General features: G+C 69.5%; 24 protein-coding genes and 1 tRNA gene. 11 read left to right on the top strand and 14 right to left on the bottom strand.

The window, feature by feature from the left end:
• Positions 1-10 precede the first annotated feature (10 nt).
• Entirely contained in the window at positions 11-217 is a 207-nt protein-coding gene (locus tag ACZ6DL_RS32050) for a helix-turn-helix transcriptional regulator (protein ID WP_357046185.1), read from the top strand.
• A gap of 59 nt (positions 218-276) precedes the next feature.
• Positions 277-1,431 carry a tyrosine-type recombinase/integrase gene (locus tag ACZ6DL_RS32045; protein WP_466056715.1) on the top strand — a complete coding sequence of 385 codons (1,155 nt, stop codon included), beginning with the start codon at positions 277-279 and terminating at the stop codon, positions 1,429-1,431.
• Positions 1,432-1,475: 44 nt separating this feature from the next.
• Here the strand turns inward: ACZ6DL_RS32045 and ACZ6DL_RS32040 are convergent.
• Positions 1,476-1,547 (bottom strand) — tRNA-Cys (locus ACZ6DL_RS32040).
• Positions 1,548-1,660: 113 nt separating this feature from the next.
• Here ACZ6DL_RS32040 and ACZ6DL_RS32035 point away from each other — a divergent pair.
• Together ACZ6DL_RS32035 and ACZ6DL_RS32030 are read left to right on the top strand one after the other, a co-directional pair.
• Positions 1,661-2,212 carry a MarR family winged helix-turn-helix transcriptional regulator gene (locus tag ACZ6DL_RS32035; protein WP_040865121.1) on the top strand — a complete coding sequence of 184 codons (552 nt, stop codon included), beginning with the start codon at positions 1,661-1,663 and terminating at the stop codon, positions 2,210-2,212.
• A 124-nt stretch (positions 2,213-2,336) separates the two neighbouring features.
• Positions 2,337-3,383 (top strand): Hsp70 family protein, encoded by a 1,047-nt coding sequence (locus ACZ6DL_RS32030; protein WP_466056712.1) that lies wholly within the window; start codon positions 2,337-2,339, stop codon positions 3,381-3,383.
• A gap of 49 nt (positions 3,384-3,432) precedes the next feature.
• Here the strand turns inward: ACZ6DL_RS32030 and ACZ6DL_RS32025 are convergent, their stop codons facing one another.
• The 6 genes from ACZ6DL_RS32025 to ACZ6DL_RS32000 form a co-directional block, all read right to left on the bottom strand.
• Positions 3,433-4,260: an enoyl-CoA hydratase gene (locus tag ACZ6DL_RS32025; protein WP_051174905.1), complete on the bottom strand. Its 828-nt coding sequence runs from the start codon at positions 4,258-4,260 to the stop codon at positions 3,433-3,435.
• Complete coding sequence (gene mmsB, locus ACZ6DL_RS32020; protein ID WP_466056710.1) at positions 4,257-5,156, bottom strand: 3-hydroxyisobutyrate dehydrogenase; 900 nt, start codon at positions 5,154-5,156, stop codon at positions 4,257-4,259. Before mmsB ends, ACZ6DL_RS32025 begins: the two co-directional genes overlap by 4 nt.
• On the bottom strand, positions 5,156-6,235 hold the full coding sequence (locus ACZ6DL_RS32015; RefSeq protein WP_466056709.1) for an enoyl-CoA hydratase/isomerase family protein: 1,080 nt from the start codon (positions 6,233-6,235) through the stop codon (positions 5,156-5,158). The genes mmsB and ACZ6DL_RS32015 overlap by 1 nt, the downstream gene beginning before the upstream one ends.
• Positions 6,232-7,371: an acyl-CoA dehydrogenase family protein gene (locus tag ACZ6DL_RS32010; protein WP_466056707.1), complete on the bottom strand. Its 1,140-nt coding sequence runs from the start codon at positions 7,369-7,371 to the stop codon at positions 6,232-6,234. The genes ACZ6DL_RS32015 and ACZ6DL_RS32010 overlap by 4 nt, the downstream gene beginning before the upstream one ends.
• 5 nt (positions 7,372-7,376) lie before the next feature.
• Positions 7,377-8,876 carry a CoA-acylating methylmalonate-semialdehyde dehydrogenase gene (locus ACZ6DL_RS32005; RefSeq protein WP_466056706.1) on the bottom strand — a complete coding sequence of 500 codons (1,500 nt, stop codon included), beginning with the start codon at positions 8,874-8,876 and terminating at the stop codon, positions 7,377-7,379.
• Between the two features lie 144 nt (positions 8,877-9,020).
• The gene (locus ACZ6DL_RS32000; RefSeq protein ID WP_466056704.1) at positions 9,021-10,004 is read right to left on the bottom strand and encodes a hypothetical protein; all 984 of its coding nucleotides are present in this window, start codon (positions 10,002-10,004) and stop codon (positions 9,021-9,023) included.
• A 275-nt stretch (positions 10,005-10,279) separates the two neighbouring features.
• Between ACZ6DL_RS32000 and icmF the strand changes: the two genes are divergently transcribed.
• Positions 10,280-13,498: a fused isobutyryl-CoA mutase/GTPase IcmF gene (icmF, locus tag ACZ6DL_RS31995; protein ID WP_466056703.1), complete on the top strand. Its 3,219-nt coding sequence runs from the start codon at positions 10,280-10,282 to the stop codon at positions 13,496-13,498.
• A 21-nt stretch (positions 13,499-13,519) separates the two neighbouring features.
• On the opposite strand, the gene ACZ6DL_RS31990 is transcribed toward icmF, so the two are convergent.
• Positions 13,520-13,921, bottom strand: coding sequence for a Dabb family protein (locus tag ACZ6DL_RS31990; protein WP_466056701.1), 402 nt, complete (start codon positions 13,919-13,921; stop codon positions 13,520-13,522).
• Positions 13,922-14,227: 306 nt separating this feature from the next.
• Between ACZ6DL_RS31990 and ACZ6DL_RS31985 the strand changes: the two genes are divergently transcribed.
• Entirely contained in the window at positions 14,228-15,298 is a 1,071-nt protein-coding gene (locus tag ACZ6DL_RS31985) for an amidohydrolase family protein (RefSeq protein WP_466056699.1), read from the top strand.
• Between the two features lie 59 nt (positions 15,299-15,357).
• On the top strand, positions 15,358-15,759 hold the full coding sequence (locus tag ACZ6DL_RS31980) for a DUF3224 domain-containing protein (protein WP_466056698.1): 402 nt from the start codon (positions 15,358-15,360) through the stop codon (positions 15,757-15,759).
• Here ACZ6DL_RS31980 and ACZ6DL_RS31975 read toward each other — a convergent pair.
• The 3 genes from ACZ6DL_RS31975 to ACZ6DL_RS31965 form a co-directional block, all read right to left on the bottom strand.
• A complete protein-coding gene (locus tag ACZ6DL_RS31975; protein WP_466056696.1) occupies positions 15,744-16,541 on the bottom strand; it encodes a helical backbone metal receptor in 798 nt (265 codons plus the stop codon). The two genes, ACZ6DL_RS31980 and ACZ6DL_RS31975, sit on opposite strands and share 16 nt — an antisense overlap.
• Positions 16,542-16,802: 261 nt before the next feature.
• Positions 16,803-17,570: an SWIM zinc finger family protein gene (locus ACZ6DL_RS31970; protein WP_466056694.1), complete on the bottom strand. Its 768-nt coding sequence runs from the start codon at positions 17,568-17,570 to the stop codon at positions 16,803-16,805.
• On the bottom strand, positions 17,567-20,380 hold the full coding sequence (locus ACZ6DL_RS31965; protein ID WP_466056692.1) for a DEAD/DEAH box helicase: 2,814 nt from the start codon (positions 20,378-20,380) through the stop codon (positions 17,567-17,569). Before ACZ6DL_RS31965 ends, ACZ6DL_RS31970 begins: the two co-directional genes overlap by 4 nt.
• A gap of 149 nt (positions 20,381-20,529) precedes the next feature.
• On the opposite strand from ACZ6DL_RS31965, the gene ACZ6DL_RS31960 reads away from it, so the two are divergent.
• Entirely contained in the window at positions 20,530-20,892 is a 363-nt protein-coding gene (locus ACZ6DL_RS31960; protein WP_040865109.1) for a hypothetical protein, read from the top strand.
• Positions 20,893-20,911: 19 nt separating this feature from the next.
• Here the strand turns inward: ACZ6DL_RS31960 and ACZ6DL_RS31955 are convergent, their stop codons facing one another.
• Entirely contained in the window at positions 20,912-21,730 is an 819-nt protein-coding gene (locus ACZ6DL_RS31955) for a sulfurtransferase (RefSeq protein ID WP_466056691.1), read from the bottom strand.
• A 173-nt stretch (positions 21,731-21,903) separates the two neighbouring features.
• Here ACZ6DL_RS31955 and ACZ6DL_RS31950 point away from each other — a divergent pair, with 173 nt between their 5' ends.
• Positions 21,904-23,103, top strand: a complete 1,200-nt coding sequence (locus tag ACZ6DL_RS31950; RefSeq protein WP_466056689.1) for a benzoate/H(+) symporter BenE family transporter — start codon at positions 21,904-21,906, stop codon at positions 23,101-23,103.
• Positions 23,104-23,109: 6 nt separating this feature from the next.
• Here the strand turns inward: ACZ6DL_RS31950 and ACZ6DL_RS31945 are convergent, their stop codons facing one another.
• Both ACZ6DL_RS31945 and ACZ6DL_RS31940 read right to left on the bottom strand, forming a co-directional pair.
• The gene (locus tag ACZ6DL_RS31945; RefSeq protein ID WP_466056687.1) at positions 23,110-23,916 is read right to left on the bottom strand and encodes an SDR family oxidoreductase; all 807 of its coding nucleotides are present in this window, start codon (positions 23,914-23,916) and stop codon (positions 23,110-23,112) included.
• A gap of 67 nt (positions 23,917-23,983) precedes the next feature.
• Positions 23,984-24,475 carry an Lrp/AsnC family transcriptional regulator gene (locus ACZ6DL_RS31940; protein ID WP_466056686.1) on the bottom strand — a complete coding sequence of 164 codons (492 nt, stop codon included), beginning with the start codon at positions 24,473-24,475 and terminating at the stop codon, positions 23,984-23,986.
• Positions 24,476-24,623: 148 nt separating this feature from the next.
• Here ACZ6DL_RS31940 and pdhA point away from each other — a divergent pair, with 148 nt between their 5' ends.
• Positions 24,624-25,736 carry a pyruvate dehydrogenase (acetyl-transferring) E1 component subunit alpha gene (gene pdhA / locus ACZ6DL_RS31935; protein ID WP_466056774.1) on the top strand — a complete coding sequence of 371 codons (1,113 nt, stop codon included), beginning with the start codon at positions 24,624-24,626 and terminating at the stop codon, positions 25,734-25,736.
• Complete coding sequence (locus ACZ6DL_RS31930; RefSeq protein WP_466056684.1) at positions 25,733-26,716, top strand: alpha-ketoacid dehydrogenase subunit beta; 984 nt, start codon at positions 25,733-25,735, stop codon at positions 26,714-26,716. The genes pdhA and ACZ6DL_RS31930 overlap by 4 nt, the downstream gene beginning before the upstream one ends.
• Positions 26,717-26,743 lie beyond the last annotated feature (27 nt).

The following is a 26,743-nucleotide window of genomic DNA, read 5'->3' as shown; positions in this document are numbered from 1 at the left end:
GGAACTGACCATGAACGAGAACGACACCTTTCTCCGCGCGAAGCAGTGCGAGGAACTGACCGGTATCCCGGAAGCGACCTGGCGGTGGTGGGCGCACGTCGGTCGCGGCCCGGAGAGCTTCAAGCTGGGGCCCCGGCGGCGGGTGTGGCGCAAGTCCGTCGTGCTGGCCTGGATCGCGGAACAGGAACGGCTGACCGGCACGGGTGAGGCTGCCTGATGGCGACTCGGCGTAACCCGCGCTCGGGTATCGAGGATCGCTGGTATCCGACTGTGGTTGTGACTGACCCGGTGACCGGCGCGAAGTCAAAGAAGAAGGAGAAGTCAGCCGAGCGGTTCGGCAAGGGCAAGCGGTGGCGGGCTCGCTATGTCGACCCGAACGGCGTGGAACGCTCGCAATCGTTCGACACCAAGGCCGAGGCTCAGCGCTGGCTCGACAGCGACGTGACAACCAAGGTCGTGACCGGGACCTGGGTCGACCCGGACCGTAGCGGCGTCCTGTTCTCGGTGGTCGCGGAGAAGTGGTTCGCGACGAAGAAGTTCCGCAAACCCAAGACTGTCGCGGGTTACCGGTCTCTGCTGGATACGCTCGTTCTGCCGCAATGGGGGTCGGTGCCGCTGCGGGATATCGACTTCGAGGACATACAGGACTGGGTGGTGAACCTGTCGGAGTCAGGTAGTGCCCGGTTCAAGGGTCAGGGTCTGTCGGCGTCGCGGGTGATCCAGGCGTATCAGGTGCTCGGCCAAGTGCTGCGGTTCGCTGTGAAGTCCAAGCGGCTGGCGAGTAATCCTGCCGTCGACATCGAGCTTCCGTCGATGCTGGCGGGTGAGCGGCGATACCTCACGCACCTGGAGGTCATGCGGCTGGGTCTGGCGGCCGGTCGGTTGCGTCCGTTGGTGTTCACCCTCGCCTACACCGGTATCCGTATCGGTGAGGCATCGGCTCTGCGGGTGATGGATGTGGACCTGGTCAATCGACGGCTTCGTATAACTCGTTCAGCAACTCCGGTCGCCGGAAAAGGGACCGTGGTCACGGACACGAAGAACCACAATTCACGGGCGGTACCGATCCCGGAGACCCTGGCTAAGGATCTCGAAACCCTCATGGAGGGCCGCGAATTGACTGCGCAGCTGTTCCCGAGCGAGAAGGACGGCGGGCTCCTGGAATACCACGAGTTTCGCCGGGTGTTCAACGAGGCTGCGAACTCGGTCGGGCTTCGTGGTCTGGTACCGCACGGATTGCGTCATACGGCGGCGTCGCTGGCGATCAGTGCCGGGGCCAACATCAAGGTCGTCCAGCGGATGCTCGGACACAAGACCGCGATGCTGACGCTCGATTTGTACGGTCACCTGTTCCCTGACGACCTGGACGTCGTCGCGGCAGGGATGGAGGCCGGTGCCAGAGCTGCTGCGGACGAATTGCGGACCGCATGACGCAAAATCTGGCTCCGACCTCCAAAAAATAGCCCTGACCATTGAGCGAGCGGCGGGAATCGAACCCGCGTTAACGGCTTTGCAGACCGTTGCCTAAACCACTCAGCCACGCCCGCCTCGCCTTAGATAGTGCCCCCGCGGGTAGGCCCGGCCTACCATTGCGCTCACGGTGATCCGAAGCCTGGTCGGATGTCCCCGTCCGCCCCTGGCGGCATGGAATGATCGGAACATGTCTCGGCCACGCCCGCTTCCGAACGACCCGATCGAGGAGGCCCACCGCCAGTGGGTCGGCCACGGCTGGGGGGATGTCGCCGACGGCATGGCCGCGGTGACGTCACTGGTGCGGGCTCAGCAAATCGTCATGGCGCGGGTGGACGAGGCGCTCAAACCCACCGGCTTGACCTTCTCCCGCTACGAACTGCTCATGCTGCTCAATTTCAGCAAAACCGGTGCGCTGCCGATGGCGAAGGCCAGCGCGCGCTTGCAGGTGCACCCCACCAGCGTCACCAACACCGTGGACCGGCTGGAGGCGGCGAAGCTCGTCGAGCGCGTACCGCATCCCAGCGACCGGCGCGCTACCCTGATCGAAATCACCGACGCGGGACGGGAATTGGTGGCGAAGGCGACCGAGGAACTCAACGCGAAGGTTTTCGCGCTCCCCGGACTCCCCCCGGAACGACTGCACACTCTGCTGCAACTGCTCGCCGAATTCCGACACGCCGCGGGCGACTTCGACACCGCAGAGGGAACGGCGCGCTGGTCGGCCACGGCCACAGACTGATTCGACGTACCGGTCGGTCGCATACCTGAGGCGACCGACCGTCGGGTGACGATCGGCATCCAACCGGCGAATTGCCGGGCATGCCGTCTTGGCAGCGGAAGCGAAAAGGTCCACCATGTAAATCATGGTGCTGGTCTTGGGGGTATCGGCGGGCGCTGGCGGCGCCCATGCGATGCTGACACACTCCGATCAGCCACACCTACCCCCGATCGATCGCTGCGAAGTGCCGCGCCGGGCGGGCGGCGGTGTCGAGGAATCGGTTTTCGAGGCGATCCGCCGGATGAACGGCGCCGCCGACCGGCGTGACGAGCTGATCTCGGGCACGGCGGTGACGTGCCGCTGTCCGCTGCACGCCGACGCCATCCGCGCGGGCGTGCGCGGTGGCGGCGTGACCATCGTCGACGAACCCCTCGCCCAGCTGCGCTATCTGCGCTTCACCGGGCAACTGCCGGACAGCGGCTCGGTGATCCTCTACGACCTGGGCAGTTCGGGGCTGACCATCACGCATGTCGATTGCCGCACCGACGCGATCCTGTCCAGCAAGCGCAGCACGGTGCTCGGTGGCGACGGTTACGACGCGCTGCTGCGCTGGCGGCTGGCCCGCGACGGCGTGCTCACCGACACGCCGACCATCCGGCGCCACCGCGAGGAACTGAGCGAGGCCAGGGTGGTCACCGCCATCGATGACGGCACCGGCGACCGGGCCGTCGTCACCCGCAGCGACCTGGCCGAACTGTGCGCGGCGGGCATCCATCACTCGGTGTCGTTCGTGCGGCAGATCATCGACGAGACCGGTGTGCGGCCGGAAGCCATGGTGCTGCTCGGCGGCTGCACGCGCAGCCCGAGCATTCGCGCCGAACTGGCCGAACTGATCGACCTGCCGATCGTCTACGACCCCGAGCCCGAGTTCGTCTCCGCGCGCGGCGCCGTGCTGCTCGCCGCCGAACGAAGGGGCGGCGACGTGCGGATGGCCCGGCTGCGCGCCGGAGCCACCCTCGTCCCGGTCGCCGTCGACCGGCGCAAACTCATCGCGGCGGCCGCGGTCACCGTCGCCCTGGGCGCCACCATCGCCGGACTGCTCGCCGCAGAGAAGGACGCGCCCACGCCGGAGGGCAACAAGGTGCCCACGCCCGCGGAGATCGTCGCGCCCACATCGGGCCCCTTCGGATAACTCGCGACGAACCCGCCCGGCCGAGGGGATCGCCCGGGCGGGTCGGATGTCACCGGTTGGTGAACTTCGCCGGACGCTTCTCGACGAAGGCGCTCATGCCTTCCTTCTGATCCTCGATCGCGAACAGGGAGTGGAACACTCGGCGTTCGAAGCGCAGGCCCTCGGCGAGCGTCGTCTCGAACGAGCGGTTCACCGCTTCCTTGGCGATCATGGCGACCGGCAGCGACATCGACGCGATGGTCTCGGCGACCTCGGCCGCGGTGTCGAGCAGCTCCGCCGCGGGCACGATGCGCGAGACCAGCCCCGCTCGCTCGGCCTCCTCGGCGTCCATGTTGCGGCCGGTGAGCACCAGATCCATGGCCTTGGCCTTGCCGATCGCGCGGGTCAGGCGCTGCGAGCCGCCGATGCCGGGGATGACGCCCAGCTTGATCTCCGGCTGCCCGAACTTCGCGGTGTCGGCCGCGAGCAGGACGTCGCAGATCATGGCCAGCTCACAGCCGCCGCCCAGCGCGTAGCCCGCCACCGCGGCGATGGTGGGCTTGCGGAACTGCGCCAGCCGGTCCCAGCGGGCGAAGTAGTCGTCCATGAACATGTCCATGTACGACTTGGGCTGCATCTCCTTGATGTCGGCGCCCGCCGCGAAGGCCCGCTCCGAGCCGGTGATCACGATGGCACCGATCTCGTCGTCGTGCTCGAGTTCGTCGAGCGCGGCGATGACGTCGTCGAGGACCTGCGCGTTCAGCGCGTTCAGCGCCTTCGGGCGGTTCAGCGTGATCCAGCCGACCCGGCCCTTGCGTTCCAGCAGAATCGTCTCGAAGTCGGCCCCACCCGTCGCCCGGCCGCCGCCGCCCACGGAATCGCTCTGCGATGCGTTCATCCTTGTGCACCCTCTTGGTCGGATCGGTCACGGATATCGGTGACGATAGCCGAGAAGTCCCGTCCGGCATCCGTCTGGTTGAAGCGGTCGTAGATCGCGGCGGCCAGCAACCCGATCTGCCCGTCGATGTTGTTCTCGCGCAGGGCGTTCGCGGCCAGACCCAGGTCCTTCGCCATCAGGGCGGTGGCGAAACCCGGCCGGTAGTCGTTGTTGGCCGGGCTGGTCGGCACCGGGCCCGGAACCGGGCAGTAGCTGGTCAGCGCCCAGCTCTGGCCGGAGGCGGTGGAGACCACGTCGAAGAACGACTGATGGCTCAGGCCCAGCTTCTCGCCCAGCACCAGCGACTCCGACAGCGCGATCATCGACACGCCCAGCAGCATGTTGTTGCAGATCTTCGCCGCCTGGCCGACGCCGGAGCCGCCGCAGTGCACGACCTTGCCGCCCATCACCTCGAGCACCGGAAGGGCGGTGGCGAAGTCCTCGGCGGCCCCGCCGACCATGAAGGTCAGCGTGCCCGCCGCCGCACCCGCGACACCGCCGGAAACCGGCGCGTCCAGCGCACGGTGCCCGGCGGCGGTGGCGCGTTCGGCCGCGGTCTTGGCGTCGGCCACGTCGATGGTGGAGCAGTCGATGAACAAGGTGCCCGGTGCCGCGGCCGGGAGCAGTTCGGCGTACACGTCGAGTACGAGTTTGCCGTTGGGCAGCATGGTGATCACCGTGTCGGCCGCGGCGGCCTCGATGGCCGTGCCGACCGCGATCGCGCCGTCGCGCTCGGCCTGTTCGCGCGCCGCGGGCACCGGGTCGAAGGCGAGCACCTCGTAGCCCGCGCGCACCAGGTTGGCCGCCATCGGCGCGCCCATGTGGCCGAGGCCGAGGAAACCGATTCGCTTGCTCATCACGCCACCTCCCGGGTCGGCAGACCCAGCTCTCGATCGCCCAGCTCGGCGAAGTACGCGTCCACCTGCGCGTCCGTGACCGCCTCCAGCGTCGCGGGCGACCACCGGGGGTTGCGGTCCTTGTCGATCACCTGCGCGCGAATGCCTTCGACCAGGTCGTGCGACGACAGCGACGCGATGGACACCCGGTACTCCTCGTTCAGCACCGCCTCCAGGCTCGGTGCGGTGCGGGCCGCGCGCAGCGAACGCAGCGTGACCTTCAGGGCGACCGGAGATTTCGCCAGGATCTCGGAAGCCGCCGCCTGCGCGTCGGGTGCCTCGTGCGCCTGCAACCGCGCGACGATCTCCTCCACGGAGTCGGCTCCGTAGCACTCATCGATCCAGTCCTGCGCGGCGGCCAGCGCGGAATCCGGCGCGTCCGTGGCGAACTTGGCGATCGCGATGTCGGCGCTCTCCGTGCGCAGCGTCTCCAGCAGCGCGGGCAGATGCTCGGAGGCGACGAAATAGTCGGCGAAGTTCGCGGCGATGGCGTCACCGGCGCTCATGCGCGCGGTGGTGAGCCCGACGTGCGTGCCGATCTCACCCGGGGTGCGCGCGAGCAGATAGGTGCCGCCGACGTCCGGGACGAAGCCGATGCCCACCTCGGGCATGCCGATCTTGGACCGCTCGGTGACGATGCGGTGGCTGCCGTGCCCGGAGAGCCCGACGCCGCCGCCCATCACGATGCCGTCCATGATCACCACATACGGCTTCGGGTAGCGGCCGATCAGGGCGTTGAGGATGTACTCGTCGCGCCAGAACCGTCCGGTCGCCGAATCGGCGCTGGTGGCACCGCTTTTCGCGTCGGCGTGAATGGCGACGATGTCACCGCCCGCGCACAGGCCGCGCTCGCCCGCGCCGGTGACGACGACGGTGCGCACCGCGTCGTCATCGGCCCAGGTACGCAGCGCGTCGGTGATGGCGAGGGCCATGGAGTGATTCAGCGCGTTGATGGCCTTGGGCCGGTTCAGCGTGATCAGGCCCAGCCCGTCGCGCTGTTCGAGAAGAACCTCGGGTTCACTCGTGGTCTGTCCGCTCATGCCGCTCCTACCAGTGCGCGGGCGACGACCACCCGCATGATTTCGTTGGTGCCCTCGAGGATCTGGTGCACCCGCAGATCCCGGACGATCTTCTCCACGCCGTACTCGGTCAGGTAGCCGTAGCCGCCGTGCAGTTGCAGGGCCTTGTTGGCCACCTCGAAGCCGGCGTCGGTGGCGAAACGCTTCGCCATCGCGCACAGCTCCACCTTGTCCGGCGCGTCGGCGTCCAGCGCAGCGGCGGCCCGCCACAGCAGCGTGCGGGCGGCCTCCAATTCGATGCGCATATCGGCGAGGTCGAATTGCAGCGCCTGATTGCGCAGCAGCGGCTTGCCGAACGCCTGCCGCTCGGCCAGATACGGCACCGTCTTGTCCAGCGCCGCCTGCGCTCCGCCCACCGAGCACGCGGCGATGTTGAGCCTGCCGCCGTTGAGGCCGTTCATCGCGATGCGGAAGCCGTCGCCCTCCGCCCCGAGCCGGTTGGCCGCCGGGACCCTGGCGTCGGAGAAGATCACCTGGCGGGTCGGTTGGGCGTTCCAGCCCATCTTCTTCTCATTGGCGCCGACGGAGATGCCGGGGGTGTCGGCGGGCACGATGAACGCCGAGATCCCGCGCGCACCGTCGTCGCCGGTCCGGGCCATGACGACATAGACGTCGGTGGAGCCCGCGCCGGAGATGAACTGCTTGGCGCCGTTGAAGATGTAGTCGTCACCGTCGCGAACGGCCTTGGTGCTCAACGCCGCCGCGTCGGAGCCGACCCCTGGCTCGGTGAGCGCGTAGCTGGCCAGCAGTTCCATCGCGGTCAGCCGGGGCAGCCAGCGATTGCGCTGCTCGTCGTCGCCGTAGCGGTCGACCATCCACGTCGCCATGTTGTGGATGGAGATGTAGGCGGCGATGGCCGGGCAGCCGGTGGCCAGCTGCTCGAAGATGCGCACGGCGTCGAGCCTGCGCAGGCCCGAACCGCCCACGTCCTCGCGCACGTAGATGCCGCCGAGGCCGAGCGGGCCCGCCTTGCGCAGCACATCCACCGGGAAATGCTTCTGCTCGTCCCACTCCAGCGCGTTCGGTGCGAGGAATTCGTCGGCGAAGCCGCGCGCGGTGTCGCGGATCGCCTTCTCGTCGTCGTCGAGGATGAACATCCGGATCAGTCCATCGTCGGGATGACGAACGCGTTGCTCTCCTTGAGCCCGGCGGGCCAGCGCTGCGTCACCGTCTTGGTCTTGGTGTAGAAGCGGATCGAATCCGGGCCGTGCTGGTTCAGGTCGCCGAAGCCGGAACGCTTCCATCCGCCGAAGGTGTAGTACGCGATCGGCACCGGGATCGGCACGTTGATGCCGACCATGCCGACCTGCACGCGCGCGGCGAAGTCGCGGGCGGTGTCGCCGTCGCGGGTGAAGATCGCCACGCCGTTGCCGTATTCGTGCTCGTCGGCCAGCCGCAGGCCCTCCTCGTAGTCCTCGGCGCGGACCACGGTGAGTACCGGACCGAAGATCTCCTCGCGGTAGATCCGCATCTGCGGGGTCACCTTGTCGAACAGCGTCGCACCGACGAAGTAGCCGTCCTCGGCGCCTTCCACGACCAAGCCGCGTCCGTCCACCACCAGCTCGGCGCCCTCGTCGACACCGATCTGGACGTAGTTGTTCACGCGGTTCACGCCGTCCTGGCCGACCAGCGGCCCGTAATCGGCGCCCGGGTCGTCGGAACGACCGACGTTGAGCTTGTGCACCCGCTCGGTCAGCTTGGCCACCAGGCGGTCCGCGGTCTCCGCACCGACCGGGACGGCCACCGAAATGGCCATGCAACGCTCGCCCGCCGACCCGTAGCCCGCGCCGATCAACTGGTCGGCGACGTCGTCGAGATCGGCGTCCGGCATGACGATCGCGTGGTTCTTCGCGCCGCCGAAGCACTGGGCGCGCTTGCCGTTCGCGGTCGCGGTCTCGTAGATGTACTGCGCGATGGGGGTGGAGCCGACGAAGCCGACAGCCTTGACGCGCGGATCGTGCAGCAGCGTGTCGACGGCTTCCTTGTCACCGTTGACCACGTTGAACACACCGGGGGGCAGACCGGCCTCGAGGAACAGCTCGGCCAGCCGCAGCGGCACCGACGGGTCGCGCTCGGAGGGCTTGAGTACGAACGCATTGCCGGTGGCCAGCGCGGGACCGGCCTTCCACAGCGGGATCATGGCCGGGAAGTTGAACGGGGTGATGCCCGCGACGACGCCGAGCGGCTGGCGCATCGAGTACACGTCGATGCCGGTGCCCGCGCCCTCGGTGTATTCGCCCTTGAGCAGGTGCGGGATACCGACGGCGAACTCGATCACCTCGAGGCCGCGCTGGATGTCGCCCTTGGCGTCGGCGATGGTCTTGCCGTGCTCGGAGGACAGCAGCGCCGCCAGCGAATCCATCTCGTCCTGCACCAGGGACAGGAACTTCATGAGAACGCGCGCCCGCTTCTGCGGGTTGAACGCGGCCCATTTCGGCTGCGCGGCCTCGGCGTTCGCGATGACCGCCTCGACCTCGGATTTGCTCGCCAGCGGCACCCGCGCCTGCACCTGGCCGAGGTTGGGGTCGAAGACGTCGCCGAACTTGCCGGAAGTGCCCGGCACATGCTGTCCGCCGATGAAATGGGTGAGTTCGCGAACCATGCCAGTCCTGTTCTCGTAGCGATCGGGACACCGCGGTGCGGTATGCGGTCATCCTATAGTTGGACGTCCAAGTATTGACAAGGCCGGAGGGCCGATGTGATTCATCCCACGCCTTCCCCAGGTGAGGGCTCGTCCAGCCCCCGCCTACGGCTTCGGCACGGGAACGGCCGGATCGGCTTCCTTCGCCCGCCGCGGTCGCACCAGCCGGAACGCGCCCAACCCGAGCGTGATCGCGCCGATCGCTACCACCACCGCCGCCGCGCCGAGCGAATCGCCGGTCCATTCCGAGACCGCCTCCCCCGCCGCCACCGCGATGGCCACACCGCCCCCGACGACGAGCACCGCCGACCGCTGGGTCGCGTACAACGCGAAGCAGACCACGGCGATCAGCGCCGTGATCCCGTAGGCCCAGGTCCGGCCATCGATGTCGAGACTCTGCGCGGCCGCGACGGACGTGACGATCGCGATCAGGTATCCGATCCGGAGGTCCGCGAGCGCACCGATCCTGGTCAGCGCGAACCACACGCCACCGAGTAGCAGTACCGCCGCGCTGCCCCACGTGTCGTCGAGACCGATTACTTCGGTGAGGATCCCCGCGACGGCCGCGGGCACGAAGCAAGCGCAGACCAGCAGTCCGAGCACCGACGGCAGCGCGAGGTAACCGAGTACGGCGATCACCGCTCCCGCCGCACAGGCGAAAACCCACGCGGCATCGGTGCTCGCGTTCTCGAGCGCGGTGCCGACGGACCCGGCGAGCGCGACGGACCCGAGCGCGAAGAGCACGGCCGCCAGCCTCGCGCGGGCACTGTTCGCGCTCGTGCGGCCGGTCGGCGCCCCGGCGAGCAGAACGCCCCCGAACAGCAGACCCGCCGACACGACGGCGAGCACGCCCACCCGCACCGGCCGGTCGAGCGTGTCCCAGGACGAGGCCGCCACCAGGGCGATTCCGCCGAACAGCAAACCCGCTCCGACGTAGGAGGCGATCTCGGCGAGCACCTTCCCACGCGCCACCACCGCCGCCCGCTCGACGGCGAGCGCCGCGAGCACCGCGTCGGCCTGGTCGCGGGTCAGCACACGCTCGGCGACCAGCCGCCCTACCGCGGCTTCCGCCCTGTCGTCGCGCACCATGGGCCCAGTATGTCCGAGTCGGCCGCCCTGACAACACAATCGGCCGGAGCGGGGTATCCGCGCACGCGCACCGCCGTCCGATCGTCCCCGCGAAAGGCGCCCGGACGGGTGCGCGCCTTCGACGTCGACCGTCACCGAAATCCGTCGGCCCGGAACGGGCACGGAAACAGCGATGCGGACAACCCGGCGGTGACCCTGGCGATGTGATCGCCGTCACCGTACGATTAGTTTGACGTCCTAGTATCGGGCGACAATGGAATCCCGAGAGGAATCCCGTGGCCGACAGCAGCGCGCTCTACGCGCCCACCCACCCCGTTCGCTTCGTCACCTCGGCGGCCCTGTTCGACGGGCACGACGCGGCGATCAACATCATGCGCCGCATCCTGCAGAGTCAGGGCGCGGAGGTGATCCACCTCGGCCACAACCGCTCGGTCAGCGAGGTGGTCGACGCCGTGCTCACCGAGGACGCCCAGGGCGTCGCGGTCAGCTCCTACCAGGGTGGCCACGTCGAGTACTTCGAATACCTCGCCGACGCCCTGAAGAAGGCCGGCGCGGAACACGTGCGGATCTTCGGCGGCGGCGGTGGCGTGATCGTGGCGGAAGAGATCGCGCGACTGGCCGCGTCCGGCGTGACCATCTTCTCTCCCGAGGACGGACAGCGACTCGGCCTGCCCGGCATGATCAATCGGTTGATCCGCGCCTGCGACATCGACCTCGCGACCGAGCCGCCGGTGCCGGACGCGGTGCTCTCCGGCGAGCGCGCCGCCTTGGCGCGCGCCATCACCTGCCTGCAAGCGGACGCGCTGCCGGAGGCCGACCGGCGGAAGCTGGCCGAGGCCGCGGCGGCGCGCACCGTGCCGGTGCTCGGCATCACCGGGACGGGCGGCTCCGGAAAGTCCTCGCTCACCGACGAATTGGTGCGCAGGCTGCGTTCGGATCAGCAGGACAAGGTGCGGGTGGCGATTCTCGCGGTGGACCCGACCCGGCGGCGCGGGGGTGGCGCACTGCTCGGCGACCGCATCCGGATGAACGCCCTCGACGGCGAGCACGTCTTCTTCCGCTCGCTGGCCACCCGCGGTGGACGCGAACTACCGGACAATATCGATCTGATCATGACGGCTTGCAAGGCAGCGGGTTACGACCTGGTCGTTCTGGAGACCCCCGGCATCGGTCAGGGCGACGCCGCGGTGACCGACCACGTCGACGTGTCGATGTACGTGATGACGCCCGAGTTCGGCGCCGCCTCCCAGCTGGAGAAGATCGACATGCTGGACTACGCGGACGTGGTGGCGATCAACAAGTTCGAGCGTCGCGGCGCCGCGGACGCGCTGCGTGACGTGGCCAGGCAGTTGATCCGCAACCGCGAGCAGTTCCATGCCGCGCCGGAGGACATGCCGGTCTTCGGCACCAGCGCGGCGACATTCAACGACGACGGGGTGACCGCGCTCTACCAGCACCTGACGGGCCTGCTGGCCGGCCACGGCCTGCGGCTCGAGCCCGGCGCGCTGCCCCGGGTGGACACCCGCGTGTCCACGCGCTTCGCCCAGCTCATCCCGCCCGCGCGCGTGCGCTATCTGGCCGAGATCGCCGAGACCGTGCGCGGCTATCACGCCGAGACGGCGGCGCAAGTCGCCGCAGCGCAACGTCTGCAACGCCTCGAGCAGGTGGCGGCCGAACTGCCCGAGGACACGGCCGTCGCCGAACTGGCCGAACGCGCCCGCGCCGACCTGACGCCCGCGAACGCCGCACTGCTGGCCGAGTGGCCCGCCCTCGCCGAGTCCTATCGCGGGGAGGAACAAGTGGTCCGGGTGCGCGACCGGGAGATCCGCACCCCGCTGCGCCGGGAGACTCTGTCCGGCAACTCCATCTCGCGCGTGGCCTTACCTCGTTTCACCGATCACGGGGAGCTGCTGCGCTTCCTGCGCGCCGAACACCTGCCGGGGCGGTTCCCGTTCACCGCAGGGGTGTTCCCGTTCAAACGGGACAACGAGGATCCGGCGCGCATGTTCGCGGGCGAAGGCGACCCGTTCCGCACCAACCGCCGGTTCAAAGTGCTCAGCGAGCATTCCGACGCGAAAAGACTGTCCACGGCCTTCGATTCGGTGACGCTCTACGGCCACGATCCCGCCGAGCGCCCCGACATCTACGGCAAGGTCGGCACGTCCGGCGTGTCGATCGCCTCGCTCGACGACATGAAGGTGCTCTACGACGGTTTCGATCTGACCGCGCCGACCACCTCGGTGTCGATGACGATCAACGGCCCCGCGCCGACCATCCTGGCCTACTTCCTGAACACCGCGATCGATCAGGCGCTGGACCGCTTCGCGGCGGAGCAGGGACGGCCGCCGACCGACACCGAGGCCGCCGACCTGCGCGCCCGCACCCTCGCCACGGTGCGCGGCACGGTGCAGGCCGACATCCTCAAGGAGGACCAGGGCCAGAACACCTGCATCTTCTCCACCGAGTTCAGCCTGCGCATGATGGCCGACATCCAGAAATGGTTCGTGCGCAACGGCGTGCGCAATTTCTACTCGGTGTCGATCTCCGGCTACCACATCGCCGAGGCGGGAGCGAACCCGATCAGCCAGCTGGCTTTCACCCTGGCCAACGGTTTCACCTATGTGGAGGCGTATCTCGCGCGCGGCATGCACATCGACGACTTCGCGCCGAATCTGTCGTTCTTCTTCTCCAACGGGATGGACCCGGAGTATTCGGTGATCGGCCGGGTGGCCCGCCGCATCTGGGCCGTCGCCATGCGGGACCGCTACGGCGCCAACGAGCGGTCGCAGAAGCTGAAGTACCACATCCAGACCTCCGGCCGGTCGCTGCACGCGCAGGAGATGAACTTCAACGACATCCGGACCACGCTGCAGGCGCTGATCGCGATCTACGACAACTGCAACAGCCTGCACACCAACGCCTACGACGAGGCGGTCACCACCCCGACCGAGGAATCGGTGCGCCGCGCCCTGGCCATCCAGCTCATCATCAACCGGGAGTGGGGGGTCGCGATGAACGAGAACCCGCTGCAGGGCAGCTTCCTGATCGATGAGCTCACCGATCTGGTCGAGGAGGCCGTGCTGGCCGAGTTCGAGCGGATCAGCGAACGCGGCGGCGTGCTCGGCGCGATGGAGACCGGCTACCAGCGCGGCAAGATCCAGGACGAATCGATGCGCTACGAACAGCGCAAGCACGACGGTTCACTGCCGATCATCGGGGTGAACACCTTCCGCAACTCCCACGACGAGCCGCACCGGGAGCTGGAGCTGGCGCGCGGCACCGAAGCGGAGAAGCAGTCGCAGCTGCGGCGGGTGCGCGAGTTCCAGCAGCGCAACCGGGACGGCGCCCATGCCGCCCTCGCCCGGCTCGAAGCGGTCGCCCGCACCGACGACAATATTTTCGAGGTGCTGATGGAGGCCGCCCGGGTGTGCACGTTGCAGCAGATCACCGACACGTTCTTCACCGTCGGCGGGCAGTACCGCCGCAACGTGTGAGACCCGCGAGCGGCTGAGGGATCAGAAGATCCGCACCTCGGGAACGGTGTCCATCAGTGCGGCCCATTCCGGGTACCGGGCGAGCTTCGCCTCGTGCAGCGCCATGATCTTCTCGCGCAGATCGGGATCGGGCTGATCGGAGACATCCGGGCCGATCGCGATCTTCGCGAGGTGCGGGATGATCCGCGGATCGCCCTCCAGGTGGACCGGGTCGTACAGGTACCGCTCCAGCGCCTCCAGGTCTTCGATGCCGACGCAATAGCCGTGCGTGAACCCCTCGGACGCGTCACCCAGGTTCTGGCCGACGGTCGCGAACGACACGGACTCGACCGACGCGGTGCGGCGCATGAGCGTGAGCACCTCGGTCTTCCGCTCCTCGGTCGTCTCCGGATGAAAGCTGAAGCGCAGCAGGTGAACGATCATGGACTCCTCCTCGAATTGAACTTGCTAGTTCAATCTAGAGAACTATCTGGTCAATACACAAGATAAAACTCATCAGTTCAGTCCAGGCGGTCGGGAAGCTGGCGTGCCGAGCTGAGCGCGACACGGCAGCACGGGGCGCATCGACAAGCGGCGGGCGGTCCTGGAGTCGCCTTCACCGTCTTCGCCCGCCCCGGTTGTGACGAAGCGCGCGTGGCCGCTTGCGCGTCCCGCTGATTCACCGGCCTGTCTCGCGCGGGGCATGTGACAATCGCCGAGCAAACCTTCGGCGCGGTTGGGATGGCAGACATGGAGCTCTCGGGTATACGGATCATCGACGCACACATCCACCAGTGGGATCCGTTCACCACACCGCGAGATTTCAGCGCCTTGGCGAAGCTGTTCCGGCTGCTGCCGGTCCCGGTGGACGCGGCAAAGCGCCTCGCACCGCGGCGCGACCGTGAGTTCGTCGGAGATCCGGTCGCCTACCTGCGGCCCTACCTCCCGTTCGACTACCGCGCCGACGCGGGCAACGCGCCCATCGAGGTGATCGCGCACATCGAAGTCGAATGGTCGCAGCGGGGACCACTGGGAAAGGCCGGGGAGACGGCCTGGGTGGCCGGGCTGCCGCTGGAGGCGGCCCCGCGGCTCGGCGCGATCCTCGCGGGCGGAGACCCGGCCGACCCGGCGTTCGCGGAGCTGCTCGACGCGCACGCGGCGGCATCACCGCTGCTGCGCGGTGTCCGCACCATGGTCGCCCACCATCCCGATCCCGGCGTGCGATCGTTCACCGACGTGCCCGGCAAGCTCGCCACCAAGGCATTCCTGGACGGCTTCGCGCGGCTGGCCGAGCGCGGCCTCTCGTTCGAAGCGTGGGTGTACTCGCACGCCATTCCCGACGTCACGGCGCTGGCCGAACGCTATCCCGAGGTGCCGATCGTGCTGAACCACCTCGGCACCCCCGCGGGGATCTTCGGCGCGGTCGGCAAACGCACCGGTACCAATCCCGGCCTGCGCAGGCAGCTGCTGGTGCGGTGGCGCGACGATCTCGCCGAACTGGCCGCGCGCCCGAACGTGGTCGCGAAGGTGAGCGGGCTGATGATGCCGATCCTGGGCCACCCGATCCCGCCGCGGGGCACGCCGACGCCCACGGGGCACCTGCTCGACCGGATCGGCCCGCTGGTCGAGCACGCGCTGGACGTCTTCGGAGCGGACCGTCTGATCTGGGGCTCGAACTTCCCCGTGGACAAGCCGGTCACCAGCATCGGCAACAGCATCGAGGCGATCGCGACCGCCGTCACCGGCCACGGCGGCGGAAGGACGGAATTGGAGCAGGTCTTCCGGACCACCGCGCAGCGCGTCTACCGGATCGCGGACTGAACCAGGACCGGCGACCGGGACGGTCGATCATGTCGGTGCCCGTGGTTACCATCCGCTGCGTGAAAGTTACCGGCACCTTCTCTGTACGCGATTTCGTCCCGACCGAGGTGGTGCCCGATCCCACCATCGCTACCGCGTTGCCGGTCGGCGTCGCCCTCATCACCAAGCAGTTCGCCGGCGCGATCGACGGCCGCTCCTCCACGATCTTCACCGCCGCGTTCGACCAGGCCACGGGCGTGGGAAGCTACACGGCGATGGAGTCGTTCGAGGGCGCGCTCGACGGTGTCGCGGGTACCTTCAACTTCCTGCACGTCGCGAGCACCACCGGCGCGGACCGCACGAACTGCGTGATCGTCCCGCACAGCGGCACCGGTGACCTCGCGGGCATCACGGGCACGGGCGGAATCGGCGTGGACGCCGACGGCACGCACCACATCTGGTTCGACTACGACCTGGGTTGAGCCGCCCGGGCGAGTTGCGCGGTGAGCGTGCCGCGCGCGGTCGCCAGGGACGGCCCGTACCAGGTGAGGGCCCGGCCCTCCACCAGCGCGACCGGGATATCCGGAAACGCCTCGGGCCCATCGTCTTCGGTGAAGACATACGGCTCGTCGGGCAGCACCGCGAGGTCGACGCCCACGGTCAGCTCGGCCTCGGTGAGGCGCGGATAGCGACCGGGCCGATCGGCATGCACCAGCCGCAGGCCCAGGCGGTGCGCGATGTCTCCGGTGAACGTGTTGCGGCCGACCACCATCCACGGATCGCGCCAGACCGGAATGACGGCGGCTCGGGCCGGTTCCGGCGGCGGTGGCGCCCAGGCGGATTCGGCTTCGGCCAGCCATGCCGGAACACCGGCGCCGAGCACCTCCACGCAGAGCCGGGTGAGCGAGACCATGGCCTCGTCGATCGTCTCCACCTCGGTGACCCACACCGCGACCCCGGCCGCGCGCAGCCGCTCGACATCGATGCGGCGGTTCTCCTCTTTGTTGCACAGCACCAGGTCCGGGGCTAGTTCGATAATGCGCCGCACGTCCGGGTTCTTGGTCCCGCGGACCCGTTCGACCGCCAGATCGGCGGGGTGCGTGCACCATTGCGTGGCGGCGACCAGGACTTCCGGGCAGGTGTGCGCCACCGCCTCGGTCAGCGACGGAACGAGCGACACCACCCGGCGCGGGGGTGTGCGGAGGTCCACGGGGGTACCGAGGTCGTCGCGAGGCAACCCGGACGCTGGGCTCTTCCCTGCCACACGGTCAGCCTATAACAGGAGATCTGCACTGCTCGGCGTTCTTTTCCGGCTGGAAGAGGCCGGGTGCGACCACTGGGCAAGTTCGGCGCAAGGGCAGCGTCCGGGCGTCAGTGGGGCAGTTCCGTGCCGAGTTCCGCTGCGCGAGACTGGATAGCGGCACCCGGTGTCGGGAAGTCTCCGGTCCCTTCGCTCCGCCGGTATCGATCCCGCCCCGACAGACCGGCGGTAACCGACAGCCCCGACGCCGGGTGCCTACCAACGTCAGCGGTCGAACAGCCGATAGAGCGCGGTGAGTTCGCGCAGCCCGGTCGCGGCGGTCGTCTCGTCGGCCGAGGTCATCCGCAGCGCCTTGCGCAGCAGCATCGGATCCAGATCCTCCGGGGCCGGGCGGAATTCGACGGCGGGCAGGTCCGGCAGGGGAATGTGCTCACCGTAGGGGTCATCGAGAGCAGGCGGTCGCGGCTCGCGTTCGATACCGCCGATCAGAGTGTCCAGGTCCAGGCCGCGGAGGGTCAGGATCTCGCGCGGATGTTCGTCGAGCCGCTCGGCCAGCAGGTAGCAGACCGCGGCCACGTGCTTGCACGGCCAGCCGGGGTCCGGGCAGGTGCAGGTGAAATCCAGCTCCGCCGCGGTGCTCGGCAGCAGCACCGGTCCCAGCCCGCTCGGCAACGCGCCCGAGGCGATCTCGGCGAGCATGCCCGGGGCCGAGCGGATGGTCTCGATGAGTTCCTCGAGTTCGTCCTCGCGCAACGGGCGCACGGTGAACACCGCGGTGAAAGGTCGCGGTTGGCTGCCCTGCACTTCCGCCGTCACCGCCCCCGGCTCGATCCGGTAGTTGACCACCTGACCGGACCTGGCGTAATTGCGGCCGCGCGCCAGCCGGCCGGGCTCCGCCATCCGCTCCACCGATTCCACCAGCGCCTTGCCCCACCAGGTGCGCCCGAAGCCGCCGCGCCTGCTGCGAGCTTCCACGCCACCGCGCACCGGCAGCTTCTTGCCGTACTCGGAGTAGTCGACGAAAGGACTCATTCGCCCACCGCCGCCGCGCCGAGGGTGAACAGGTCGCGCAGTTCGTCGGTGCTCAGCTCGGTGATCCAATTCTCGCCCGCGCCCACGGCCAGGTCGGCGAGTTGCCGCTTGCCGTTGATCATCTCGTCGATCCGCTCCTCGATCGTGTCCACGCAGACCAGCTTGCGCACCTGCACATTGCGCCGCTGGCCGATCCGGAAGGCGCGGTCGGTGGCCTGGTTCTCCACCGCGGGATTCCACCAGCGGTCCAGGTGCACCACGTGATTGGCGGCGGTGAGGTTGAGCCCGGTGCCGCCGGCTTTGAGCGACAGCAGCATCAGCGGCGGGCCGTCCGGCGCCTGGAATCCGGTGACCATCGCGTCGCGCTTCTTCTTCGGCACGCCGCCGTGCAGGAACGGGATCGCGGTGCCGAACCGTTCGGCCAGGTAGGGCGCGACCAGTTCGCCGAACTCCCGGAATTGCGTGAACAGCAGCGCCTTCTCGCCGTCGGCCAGCACCGCGTCCACGACGTCCTCGACGAGGGCGAGTTTGCCGGAACGGTGCGCCCCGCGGTGCAGCACACCCGACCCGTCGCCCAGGAAATGCGCGGGATGGTTGCACACCTGCTTGAGACGGGTGAGCGCACCGAGCACGGCGCCTTTGCGCGCCATGCCCTTGGCGTCCTCGAGCTTGGCCAGCATGTCGTCCACGACCGCCTGGTAGAGGGCTGCCTGCTCGACGGTGAGGTTGGCCCGGACGGTCATCTCGAGTTTCTCCGGCAGGTCGCTGATCACCGTGGGGTCGGTCTTCACCCGGCGCAGCACGAACGGCTGGGTGAGCCAGCGCAGGCGGCTGATCGCGTTCTGGTCGCGTTCGCGTTCGATGGGCACCGCGAAGCGGGCGCGGAACGACTGGGCGCTGCCGAGCACCTTCGGCATCGCGAAATCCATGATGGAGCGCAGTTCTTCCAACCGGTTCTCCACCGGGGTGCCGGTCAGCGCCAGCCGATGCCGCGCGGGCAGCGACCGCGCCGCCCGCGCCTGTCGCGTTCCCGCGTTCTTGATGTGCTGCGCTTCGTCCAGGACCACGCGGTCCCAATCCTGCCTGCCGAGTTCCTCGGCGTCGCGCGCGAGCAGCGCGTAGGTGGTGACTACCAGATCCGCGGCGGCGACCGTCTCGTCGAGGTCGGCGCCTGCCCGCCGTCCCGCGCCGTGGTGCACCCACACCCGCAGGTCGGGCGCGAACCGTTCCGCCTCGCGCTGCCAGTTGCCGACCACCGACATCGGGCACACCAGCAAGGTCGGGCCGGGCCGCTCCGGCTCGGACGCGGTCTCGCGCTCGTGGACCAGCAGGGCGAGCACCTGGACCGTCTTGCCCAGGCCCATGTCGTCGGCCAGGATCGCGCCGCACCCCATCCTGCTCATGGTGGCCAGCCAGGCCAGGCCGCGTTCCTGATAGGGGCGCAGCTGGGCCTTCAGGCCGACGGGCGGGGCGAGCGCTTCGGGCTCGCGCGTGCGATCGAGCAGGTCCTCCACCCATCCCGAGGCCGTGACCTCGGTGATCGGCACCTGCGGCACCCGGGAGACCGCGATCTCGCCGAGCATGTCCGCGAAGGTGACCGGAGAGTCGTCGGCATGCGCGGCGACGTACCGGGCCGCGGCGGCCAGCGCCTTGTGATCGGCTTGCACCCACTGGCCGCGCAGCTGGACCAGATCGGACTTGCCGCGCACCAGGCGTTCCATCTCGGCCCGGGTCAGCACCATGTCGCCCAGCGCCAACTCCCAGCGGTAGGACACCAGGCCGCGCAGACCCACCGTGCTCTGCGCGGCGGGCACCGCGCTGTCCACCCGCAGCCGCATGCTCGGCTCCGCGACACTCCAGGCGCGCGGCAGCAGCAACCGCACCCCCGCGGCGTGCAGGGCGTTCGCACCGTGCGCGACCAGATCGAGCACCACTTCCGTGGGCAGCAGCAGATCCATGCTGCGCGGATCGCTCGGCAGATCACGCAACCTCGGATACGCGCGCTTGGCCGCCCCGAGCTTGTCCCCCGCGATCCGCACCAGATTCGGATCTTCGTGCAGCGGGATCGTTCTGGGCGCCTCACCGGTCAGGCGCAGGCAGACCTCCAGCCGCCACAGCGCCACCGACTCGTCGAGGCCGAGTTCGCCGTCCGGTTCCAGCAGCCGCAGCACCAGTTCCGGCTCGTCGCCGGTCAGACTGGCCCGCCAGCGCTCCAGGACCTCGGCGACCTGATAGCTGCCGTTGTCCAGCGGAGTGTCGCCGACCAGGGCGGCCACCAGGGGATGCGGCGAGTCCGGCGGATCGGCCAGTGACCGGGCGATCGGATCGGTGAGTTCGGTGACCATGTCGTCGAGCAGCACGGCCGGACGCCCGGCCACCCGCAGCGCCTCCGGCATGGCGACCGCCAGTTCGGCCAGCCAGGCCCGTTGCCGCTCCCCGCCGACCAACCGCCAGCGCACCCACCACTGACCGTCCTCCCTGCGCAGATCCGGCACGACACGCCCGGCGCGCACCCAGCGTTCGATGCCACGGGCGACGTGCGCGAGGTAACGCAGATCCCCGGACACCAGCTCCACGGGCAGCCGCTGCCGGAGGGCCTCCGCCGCCGCGACCGGGGCCAGCGCGTGCGCCCGGACCCGCTCGGTACCGGCGACGCCGTTCGCGACCACCAAGACCTCGGCACGGTGCCGGAACTTCGACGCCCGCAGCACGCGGCCCAGCGGATCAGGAAGCCGCGCGGACGTCGCGACGACCGGTGCGTCGTGCCAGAGCAGCAACCCGGATCCCGGCGACCACAGTCCGTGCAGCATCACCCCATCAAAGCAGGCGGCTCCGACACGACCGCGCACACCGCGGCCCGAGCGTTGTGGATTTCTGCGCGATACCGGAACATACTGGAATATCCGCAGGTCATCGCAGAATAATCGCAGCTCGGCGTCAACGAAGCGGAGGAAGCAGCATGACGATTCTGCTCCAGGTTCTCGAGCAGAGCTTCACACCGACGACCGCGTGGGAACGGCGCAAATTCACCTTCGTGCATGCCGACAAGATCGTCGGCATGCGGCTGGACGGGCAGTGCGGCGTGTGGCTGGACCTGTCGCGTCCCGGCGAATCCCAGCGGCTGGCCCGCACCGCCGACCCGCGCGAGGCGATCACGTTCCTGCTCACCACCTTCGCCAAGCTCGCCGAATGCGAGGAGCGCGGCGGCTCGTGGGTGATCGGGCACGACGGAACGCATATCGAGTCGATCGCGGCCACCCGGTTCCCGCCGCGAGCCAGCGAGGTCACCGACGACGACCTCCTGGCCCGCGCCTGGCTGTAGGGGCCTTTACAGCGGCGGGTCAGCTACCTGTCGCTACCGGCCGTTTCGGATCGTTCGACCACTGCGACCACGACCCGGGATACAACGCCGCCTCCACACCGACGATGGCGAGCGCCGCCACCTGGTGCGCCGCTGTGACGCCGGAACCACAGTACACGGCCACCGGCCCGGATCCGAACCCGGCGAAACGGTCGCGCAGTTCCGGTACCGCGCGGAAGCGCCCCTCGGCGTCGAGATTGTCGGCGGTCGGGGCGCTGAGCGCTCCGGGGATGTGCCCGGCGCGGGGGTCGATCGGCTCCACCTCACCGCGGAAGCGCTCGCTCGCGCGAGCATCCAGCAGCACGCCCTTCCAGCGAGCGGCCGCGTCCGCGTCGATCACGGGCAGGTGGCCGGGGCTCAATTCGACATCTCCGGGCTCCGGGTCTGGCTCGGCGCCGGTCGCGACGGGGCCGCCAGCGTCCACCCAGGCGGGTAGCCCGCCGTCGAGAATGCGCACGTCCGCGACTCCCGCCCAGCGCAGCAGCCACCAGGCGCGGGCCGCGGCCATGCCGCCGGTTGCGTCGTAGACGACCACCGGATCGCCCTGGCGAACACCCCAACTGCGCGCGCACTTCTCCAGTTGCGCGAGATCCGGCAGCGGATGCCTGCCGCGCGCGGGTGACGGCGGCGCGGCCAGTTCGGTCTCCAGGTCGACGAACACGGCACCGGGAATGTGACCGTCGAGATAGTGCTGGGGGCCGTCCGGGTCGCCCAGTGCCCATCGGACGTCCAGCAGCCGAAGCCGCTTGTCCGCCAACGCTTCCCGAAGCTCTCCCGGTGAGATCAGTACCGCGCTCAACTCAGCTCCTCGTCCCGAATGACGTCCTCGCGCACCGACTCCCCCACCCTACGCACCGGATGTGCCGATGTCGCCGTACTCTCGCCGCGCGTGCCACCGGCCGGTCCAAGTCAGTCCAGTTTCGCGGCACTGGCAGGCGACACACCCTCGTGACCAGCGGCAATATCCGACCGATGTCGAACGTTTCCGCCGAAGCCACCGCGACACCGGCGCCCGAACGGCCGCCGGCCGGACCGGCGCAGGCGATCGGCGCGGGCATGGTGACCGCGCTGGTCGGTTTCACCAGCTCGTTCGCCGTGGTGCTGAGCGGGTTGACCGCGGTGGGCGCGAGCCGCGCGCAAGCCGCGTCGGGCCTGCTCGCGCTGTGCGTCACGCTGGCGATCGGCATGATGGCGCTGAGCTACCGCTACCGGATGCCGATCACGCTGGCCTGGTCCACGCCGGGCGCGGCGCTGCTGGCCGGGGCGGGCGCGGTGGAAGGTGGCTGGCCCGCCGCGATCGGGGCGTTCGTGCTGGCGGGAGCGCTGATCGTGGTCACCGGACGGTGGCAGCGGCTGGGCGGGCTGGTCGCGGCGATCCCCGTGGAGATAGCGCAGGCCATGCTGGCCGGGGTGCTGCTGCCGCTGTGCCTGGCTCCGGTCCGGGCGGTGCAGACGAGTCCGGCGGTGGTGGCGCCGGTGATCCTGGTCTGGCTCGTGTTGCAACGGTATGCCCAGCGGTGGGCCGTGATCGCCGCCTTCGTGACCGCCGCGGCCGGAGCCGCGATCAGCATCGTGGCGGGGCACCGGCACCTCGACGTCGGCGCGATGGCGCCGCGGCTGGAACTGACGCTGCCGCACTGGAGCTGGCAGGCGCTGATCGGCGTCGCGATCCCGCTCTACATCGTCACCATGGCGTCGCAGAACATCCCGGGCACCGCGGTGCTGGCCTCGTTCGACTACCGGGTGCCCTGGCGCGCGGCGATGACCGTCACCGGACTCGGCACCGTCATCGGCGCGCCCGCGGGCGGGCACGCGATCAATCTCGCCGCCATCAGCGCCGCGCTCTCGGCCGCCCCCGCGGCGCATCCGGACCCGAAGCGGCGCTGGATCGCCGCGTTCACCGCGGGCGCGTCGTATCTGCTGCTCGCGCTGGGCTCGGCCGCGCTGGTCACGCTGATCGCGACCGCTCCGGCGGGCACGCTGGAAACCGTCGCCGGTCTCGCGCTGCTGGCGACCCTGGCCGCGGCGCTCGGGGCGGCGCTGCGCTCCGAGCACCGCGAGGCGGGCGTCGTGACCTTCCTGATCGCCGCCTCCGGGGTCGGATTCGCCGGCATCGGCGCCGCCTTCTGGGCGTTGCTCGCGGGGTTGATCGTGCGAAAGATGCTGCGCTAGGGCGCGCTACTCGGTCAGGGCGGCCTGGAAGCGGCGCATTCCGTCGAGCCAGCGATCGTAGTCGGAACCCTTGTGGCGGTACATCTTCAGCACCTCGGGATGCGGGAGGATCAGGAAGCGCTCGTCGGCCACCCCGGCGAGCACGATCTCGGCGACCTCCTCCGGGGACAGCACCGCCCCCGCGCTGGTGACGGCCTTCACCGCGAGTTCCGCCTCGGCGGCGTGCTCCGGCGGAACGAGACCGCCGTGCAGCAGCCGCGTGTCCACGCCCATCGGGCACACGCAGCTCACCCGGACCCCGCGGTCGCCGTAGGTGACCGAAAGCCATTCCGCGAAACCGACGGCCGCGTGCTTGGACACCGCGTAGGGCGCGGATCCGAGCTGGGTGAGCAGACCCGCCGCCGACGCGGTGGCGACGAAGTAGCCGCCGCCCCGCGCCAGCCATCCGGGCACCAGCAGCCGGGCGGCGCGCACGTGGGCCATGACGTTGACCTCCAGCGCCGCCGCCCACTGCCGGTCGGTGCTGTCCAGCCCCGCACCTCCGCCGATGCCCGCGTTCGCGAAATATACGTCGACCGGGCCGAACTCCGCTTCGGCGCGATCGATCAGAGTGCGGATCACCGCCTCATCCGCCACATCCCCGCCGACCGCGACCGCACCGGCCCCGAGAGACTCCGCGACCCGCACCGCACTCGCCTCGTCGAGGTCGGCGAGCACCACGCGCGCACCGGCGGCGACGAGCCGGGCGGCCAAAGCCGCCCCGATCCCCGCGCCCGCCCCCGTGACAATGGCAACTTTGCCCGAAATCTCCATTCCCGCACCCTAGCGGGGCGTCACCGCGGCTCTGCCGGGAATCCGCCGACCACCTCGTGCCGAGGCCTCAGCTCGAATTCGCCAGGCGGTCCAGCAGCGGAGCGGTGCGCGGGCCCACCAGTTCGCGCATCACCAGCGCCATGTTGGTCCGCTCGACGCCGGGAATCTTGAGGATCTGCCCGGCGATGCGATACAGGTCGTCGGCGTCCCTGGCGACCACCCGCACTGTGAGGTCGGTGAGCCCGGTCATGCCGCACACCTCGGTCACCTCGGGCACCTCGGCGAGTTCGTCCACCACGGAGTCGAGGCGGTGCTGGTCGACGACGACCGCGACGAACGCCGCCAGCGGATAGCCGAGCGCGCGCGGCTCGACGCGCCGCTCGAAGCTGCCCAGCACGCCCCCGGCCTCCCAGCGGGACAACCGGGCCTGCACGGTGTTGCGGGACAGGCCGAGCCGCGCGGCCAGCTCCACGCCCGTCGCCCGGGGGTTGGTGACCAGTTCCAGTAACAGCCTGGCGTCGGTGGCGTCCAGGCTCACGCCGGCGTTTTCTCTGGTCATACCACGCAGTATGACATCAGGCCGCCGATCACAATTGAGCATTCTGCTCATCGACCGGTCGGCCACTTGCGCAGTTCGCATTCGGGGGGATGCTGTGAGGTAGGACACATCACCGATGTGGCGACCACCTGGTGAGGAGGCGAACACCATGCCGGGCAAGCCCGAGTTTCCGGTGCAGTTGGTGCAGCCGGACGGTCGCCGCGTCCTCGATCGCGAGCACGCGGCGCTCGTCGCCGACGTCGGGCCCGACGAGTCGCGGGCGCTGTACGAGGACATGGTGGTCGCCCGGCGGATCGACGTCGAGGCCACCACGCTGCAACGCCAAGGCCAGCTCGGCCTGTGGGCGCCCATGCTCGGACAGGAGGCGGCCCAGGTCGGCTCCGCGCACGCGCTGCGTCCCGACGACTACGTCTTCTCCAGCTATCGGGAGACGGCGGTGGCCTACTGCCGAGGCGTGCCGCCCACCGATCTCACCCGCCTGTGGCGCGGCGTAGCCCACCATTGCTGGGATCCGCACGCGGTGAACATGACCAACCCCAATATCGTGGTCGGCTCCCAGGGTCTGCACGCGACCGGTTACGCGTTCGCGGCGCACCTGGACGGCGCCGAGATAGCCACCATCGCCTACTTCGGCGACGGCGCCAGCAGCCAGGGCGATCTGGCCGAAGCGCTCGGGTTCGCCGCGACCTGGAGCGCCCCCGTCGTGTTCTTCTGCCAGAACAACCAGTGGGCGATCAGTGCCCCGGTGCGGGTGCAGAGCGCGACGCCGATCGCCCGCCGCGCCTACGGCTACGGCATGCCGGGCAGGCAGGTCGACGGCAACGACGTGCTCGCCGTACTCGCCGTCACCAGGCAGGCGGTGGCCAGGGCGCGCTCCGGCGGCGGCCCGTCGTTCATCGAGGCGCTCACCTACCGGATGGGTCCGCACACCACGGCGGACGATCCCACCCGGTACCGCTCGGCCGCCGAGACCGAGCAGTGGGCGCGGCGCGATCCGATCGACCGGATGCGCAGGCTGCTCGAGCGCGAGGGCCACTGGGACGACGCGTTCGCGAGCCGGGTCGCCGAGCGGTCGGACGCGGTGGCCCGAGCGGTGCGCGCCGCGACCATCGACACACCCGATCCCGCGCCGAGCGAGCTGTTCGAGCACGTCTACACCACCCCGCATCCGCTGATCACCGAACAGCGGAGGGCGTACACGGAGTACCTGGCCGGCGATCCCGGCGGGGCCTCCGCACGAGGAGAAGGAGTCCCGCGATGATCACCACCTTCGCCGCCGCGCTCAACACCGGCCTGCGCCGCGCGCTGGAGGACGATCCGAAGGTCCTGCTGATGGGCGAGGACATCGGCCGCCTCGGCGGGGTGTTCCGGGTGACCGATACGTTGCAGAAGGACTTCGGCGACAACCGCGTCATCGATACGCCGCTGGCCGAATCCGGCATCATCGGAACGGCTTTCGGCATGGCGCTGCGCGGATACCGGCCGGTGTGCGAGATCCAGTTCGACGGTTTCGTCTATCCCGCCTTCGACCAGATCGTCTCGCACGTCGCCAAGATCAACTATCGGACCCAGGGAAAAGTGCACGCCCCCTTGACGATTCGCATCCCGTTCGGCGGCGGCATCGGTTCGGTGGAGCACCACTCCGAATCACCCGAGGCCTATTTCGCGCATACCGCCGGGTTGCGCGTGGTGACCCCGAGCAACCCGGCCGACGCGTACGCGATGATCCGCCGGGCGATCGCGCTGGACGATCCGGTCATCTTCTTCGAGCCCAAGCGCAGGTACTGGGACAAGGCCGACGTCGACTTCGCCGCGCTCGACCGCGACGGCGGCCTGCCGCTGGATCGCGCGCGCGTGTGCGCCACGGGATCGGACGCTACCGTCGTCGCCTACGGCGGGACCGTGGCCACCGCGCTGGCGGCCGCGGGAATCGCCGCGCGAGAGGGCCACTCGCTCGAGGTGATCGACCTACGCAGCCTGTCGCCGATCGACTTCGACACCATCGAGGAGTCGGTCGCCAAGACAGGGCGGCTGATCGTCACGCACGAGGCGCCGGTATTCGCGGGGCTCGGCGCCGAGATCGCCGCGCGGATCACCGAACGCTGCTTCTACCACCTGGAAGCGCCCGTGCTGCGCGTGGGCGGATTCGACATCCCCTACCCCCCGGCTAAGCTCGAGAAGCACCATCTGCCCGATCCCGACCGCATTCTCGACGCGGTCGACCGCTCCCTCGCCGCCTGAGGCAGGGTACGCCGTAGTGAGAGGTGC

The sequence above is a fragment of the Nocardia sp. NPDC041819 genome, from assembly GCF_055590505.1.
The sequence above is the reverse complement of the archived record's forward strand: the minus strand, read 5'-3'. Positions and strand labels throughout refer to the sequence as shown.

Bases quoted from the DNA above. Each gene is read 5' to 3' on its own strand.
- ACZ6DL_RS32015 (WP_466056709.1), bottom strand. From the start codon at position 6,235: ATGAGCGGACAGACCACGAGTGAACCCGAGGTTCTTCTCGAACAGCGC.
- ACZ6DL_RS32000 (WP_466056704.1), bottom strand. From the start codon at position 10,004: ATGGTGCGCGACGACAGGGCGGAAGCCGCGGTAGGGCGGCTGGTCGCC.
- ACZ6DL_RS32030 (WP_466056712.1), top strand. From the start codon at position 2,337: ATGGTGCTGGTCTTGGGGGTATCGGCGGGCGCTGGCGGCGCCCATGCG.
- mmsB (WP_466056710.1), bottom strand. From the start codon at position 5,156: ATGAGCAAGCGAATCGGTTTCCTCGGCCTCGGCCACATGGGCGCGCCG.
- ACZ6DL_RS31965 (WP_466056692.1), bottom strand. From the start codon at position 20,380: ATGCTGCACGGACTGTGGTCGCCGGGATCCGGGTTGCTGCTCTGGCAC.
- ACZ6DL_RS31960 (WP_040865109.1), top strand. From the start codon at position 20,530: ATGACGATTCTGCTCCAGGTTCTCGAGCAGAGCTTCACACCGACGACC.
- pdhA (WP_466056774.1), top strand. From the start codon at position 24,624: ATGCCGGGCAAGCCCGAGTTTCCGGTGCAGTTGGTGCAGCCGGACGGT.
- ACZ6DL_RS32035 (WP_040865121.1), top strand. From the start codon at position 1,661: ATGTCTCGGCCACGCCCGCTTCCGAACGACCCGATCGAGGAGGCCCAC.
- ACZ6DL_RS31930 (WP_466056684.1), top strand. From the start codon at position 25,733: ATGATCACCACCTTCGCCGCCGCGCTCAACACCGGCCTGCGCCGCGCG.
- ACZ6DL_RS32025 (WP_051174905.1), bottom strand. From the start codon at position 4,260: ATGAACGCATCGCAGAGCGATTCCGTGGGCGGCGGCGGCCGGGCGACG.
- ACZ6DL_RS31945 (WP_466056687.1), bottom strand. From the start codon at position 23,916: ATGGAGATTTCGGGCAAAGTTGCCATTGTCACGGGGGCGGGCGCGGGG.
- ACZ6DL_RS32010 (WP_466056707.1), bottom strand. From the start codon at position 7,371: ATGTTCATCCTCGACGACGACGAGAAGGCGATCCGCGACACCGCGCGC.
- ACZ6DL_RS32050 (WP_357046185.1), top strand. From the start codon at position 11: ATGAACGAGAACGACACCTTTCTCCGCGCGAAGCAGTGCGAGGAACTG.
- ACZ6DL_RS31985 (WP_466056699.1), top strand. From the start codon at position 14,228: ATGGAGCTCTCGGGTATACGGATCATCGACGCACACATCCACCAGTGG.
- ACZ6DL_RS31990 (WP_466056701.1), bottom strand. From the start codon at position 13,921: ATGATCGTTCACCTGCTGCGCTTCAGCTTTCATCCGGAGACGACCGAG.
- ACZ6DL_RS31950 (WP_466056689.1), top strand. From the start codon at position 21,904: ATGTCGAACGTTTCCGCCGAAGCCACCGCGACACCGGCGCCCGAACGG.
- ACZ6DL_RS32005 (WP_466056706.1), bottom strand. From the start codon at position 8,876: ATGGTTCGCGAACTCACCCATTTCATCGGCGGACAGCATGTGCCGGGC.
- ACZ6DL_RS31970 (WP_466056694.1), bottom strand. From the start codon at position 17,570: ATGAGTCCTTTCGTCGACTACTCCGAGTACGGCAAGAAGCTGCCGGTG.
- ACZ6DL_RS31940 (WP_466056686.1), bottom strand. From the start codon at position 24,475: ATGACCAGAGAAAACGCCGGCGTGAGCCTGGACGCCACCGACGCCAGG.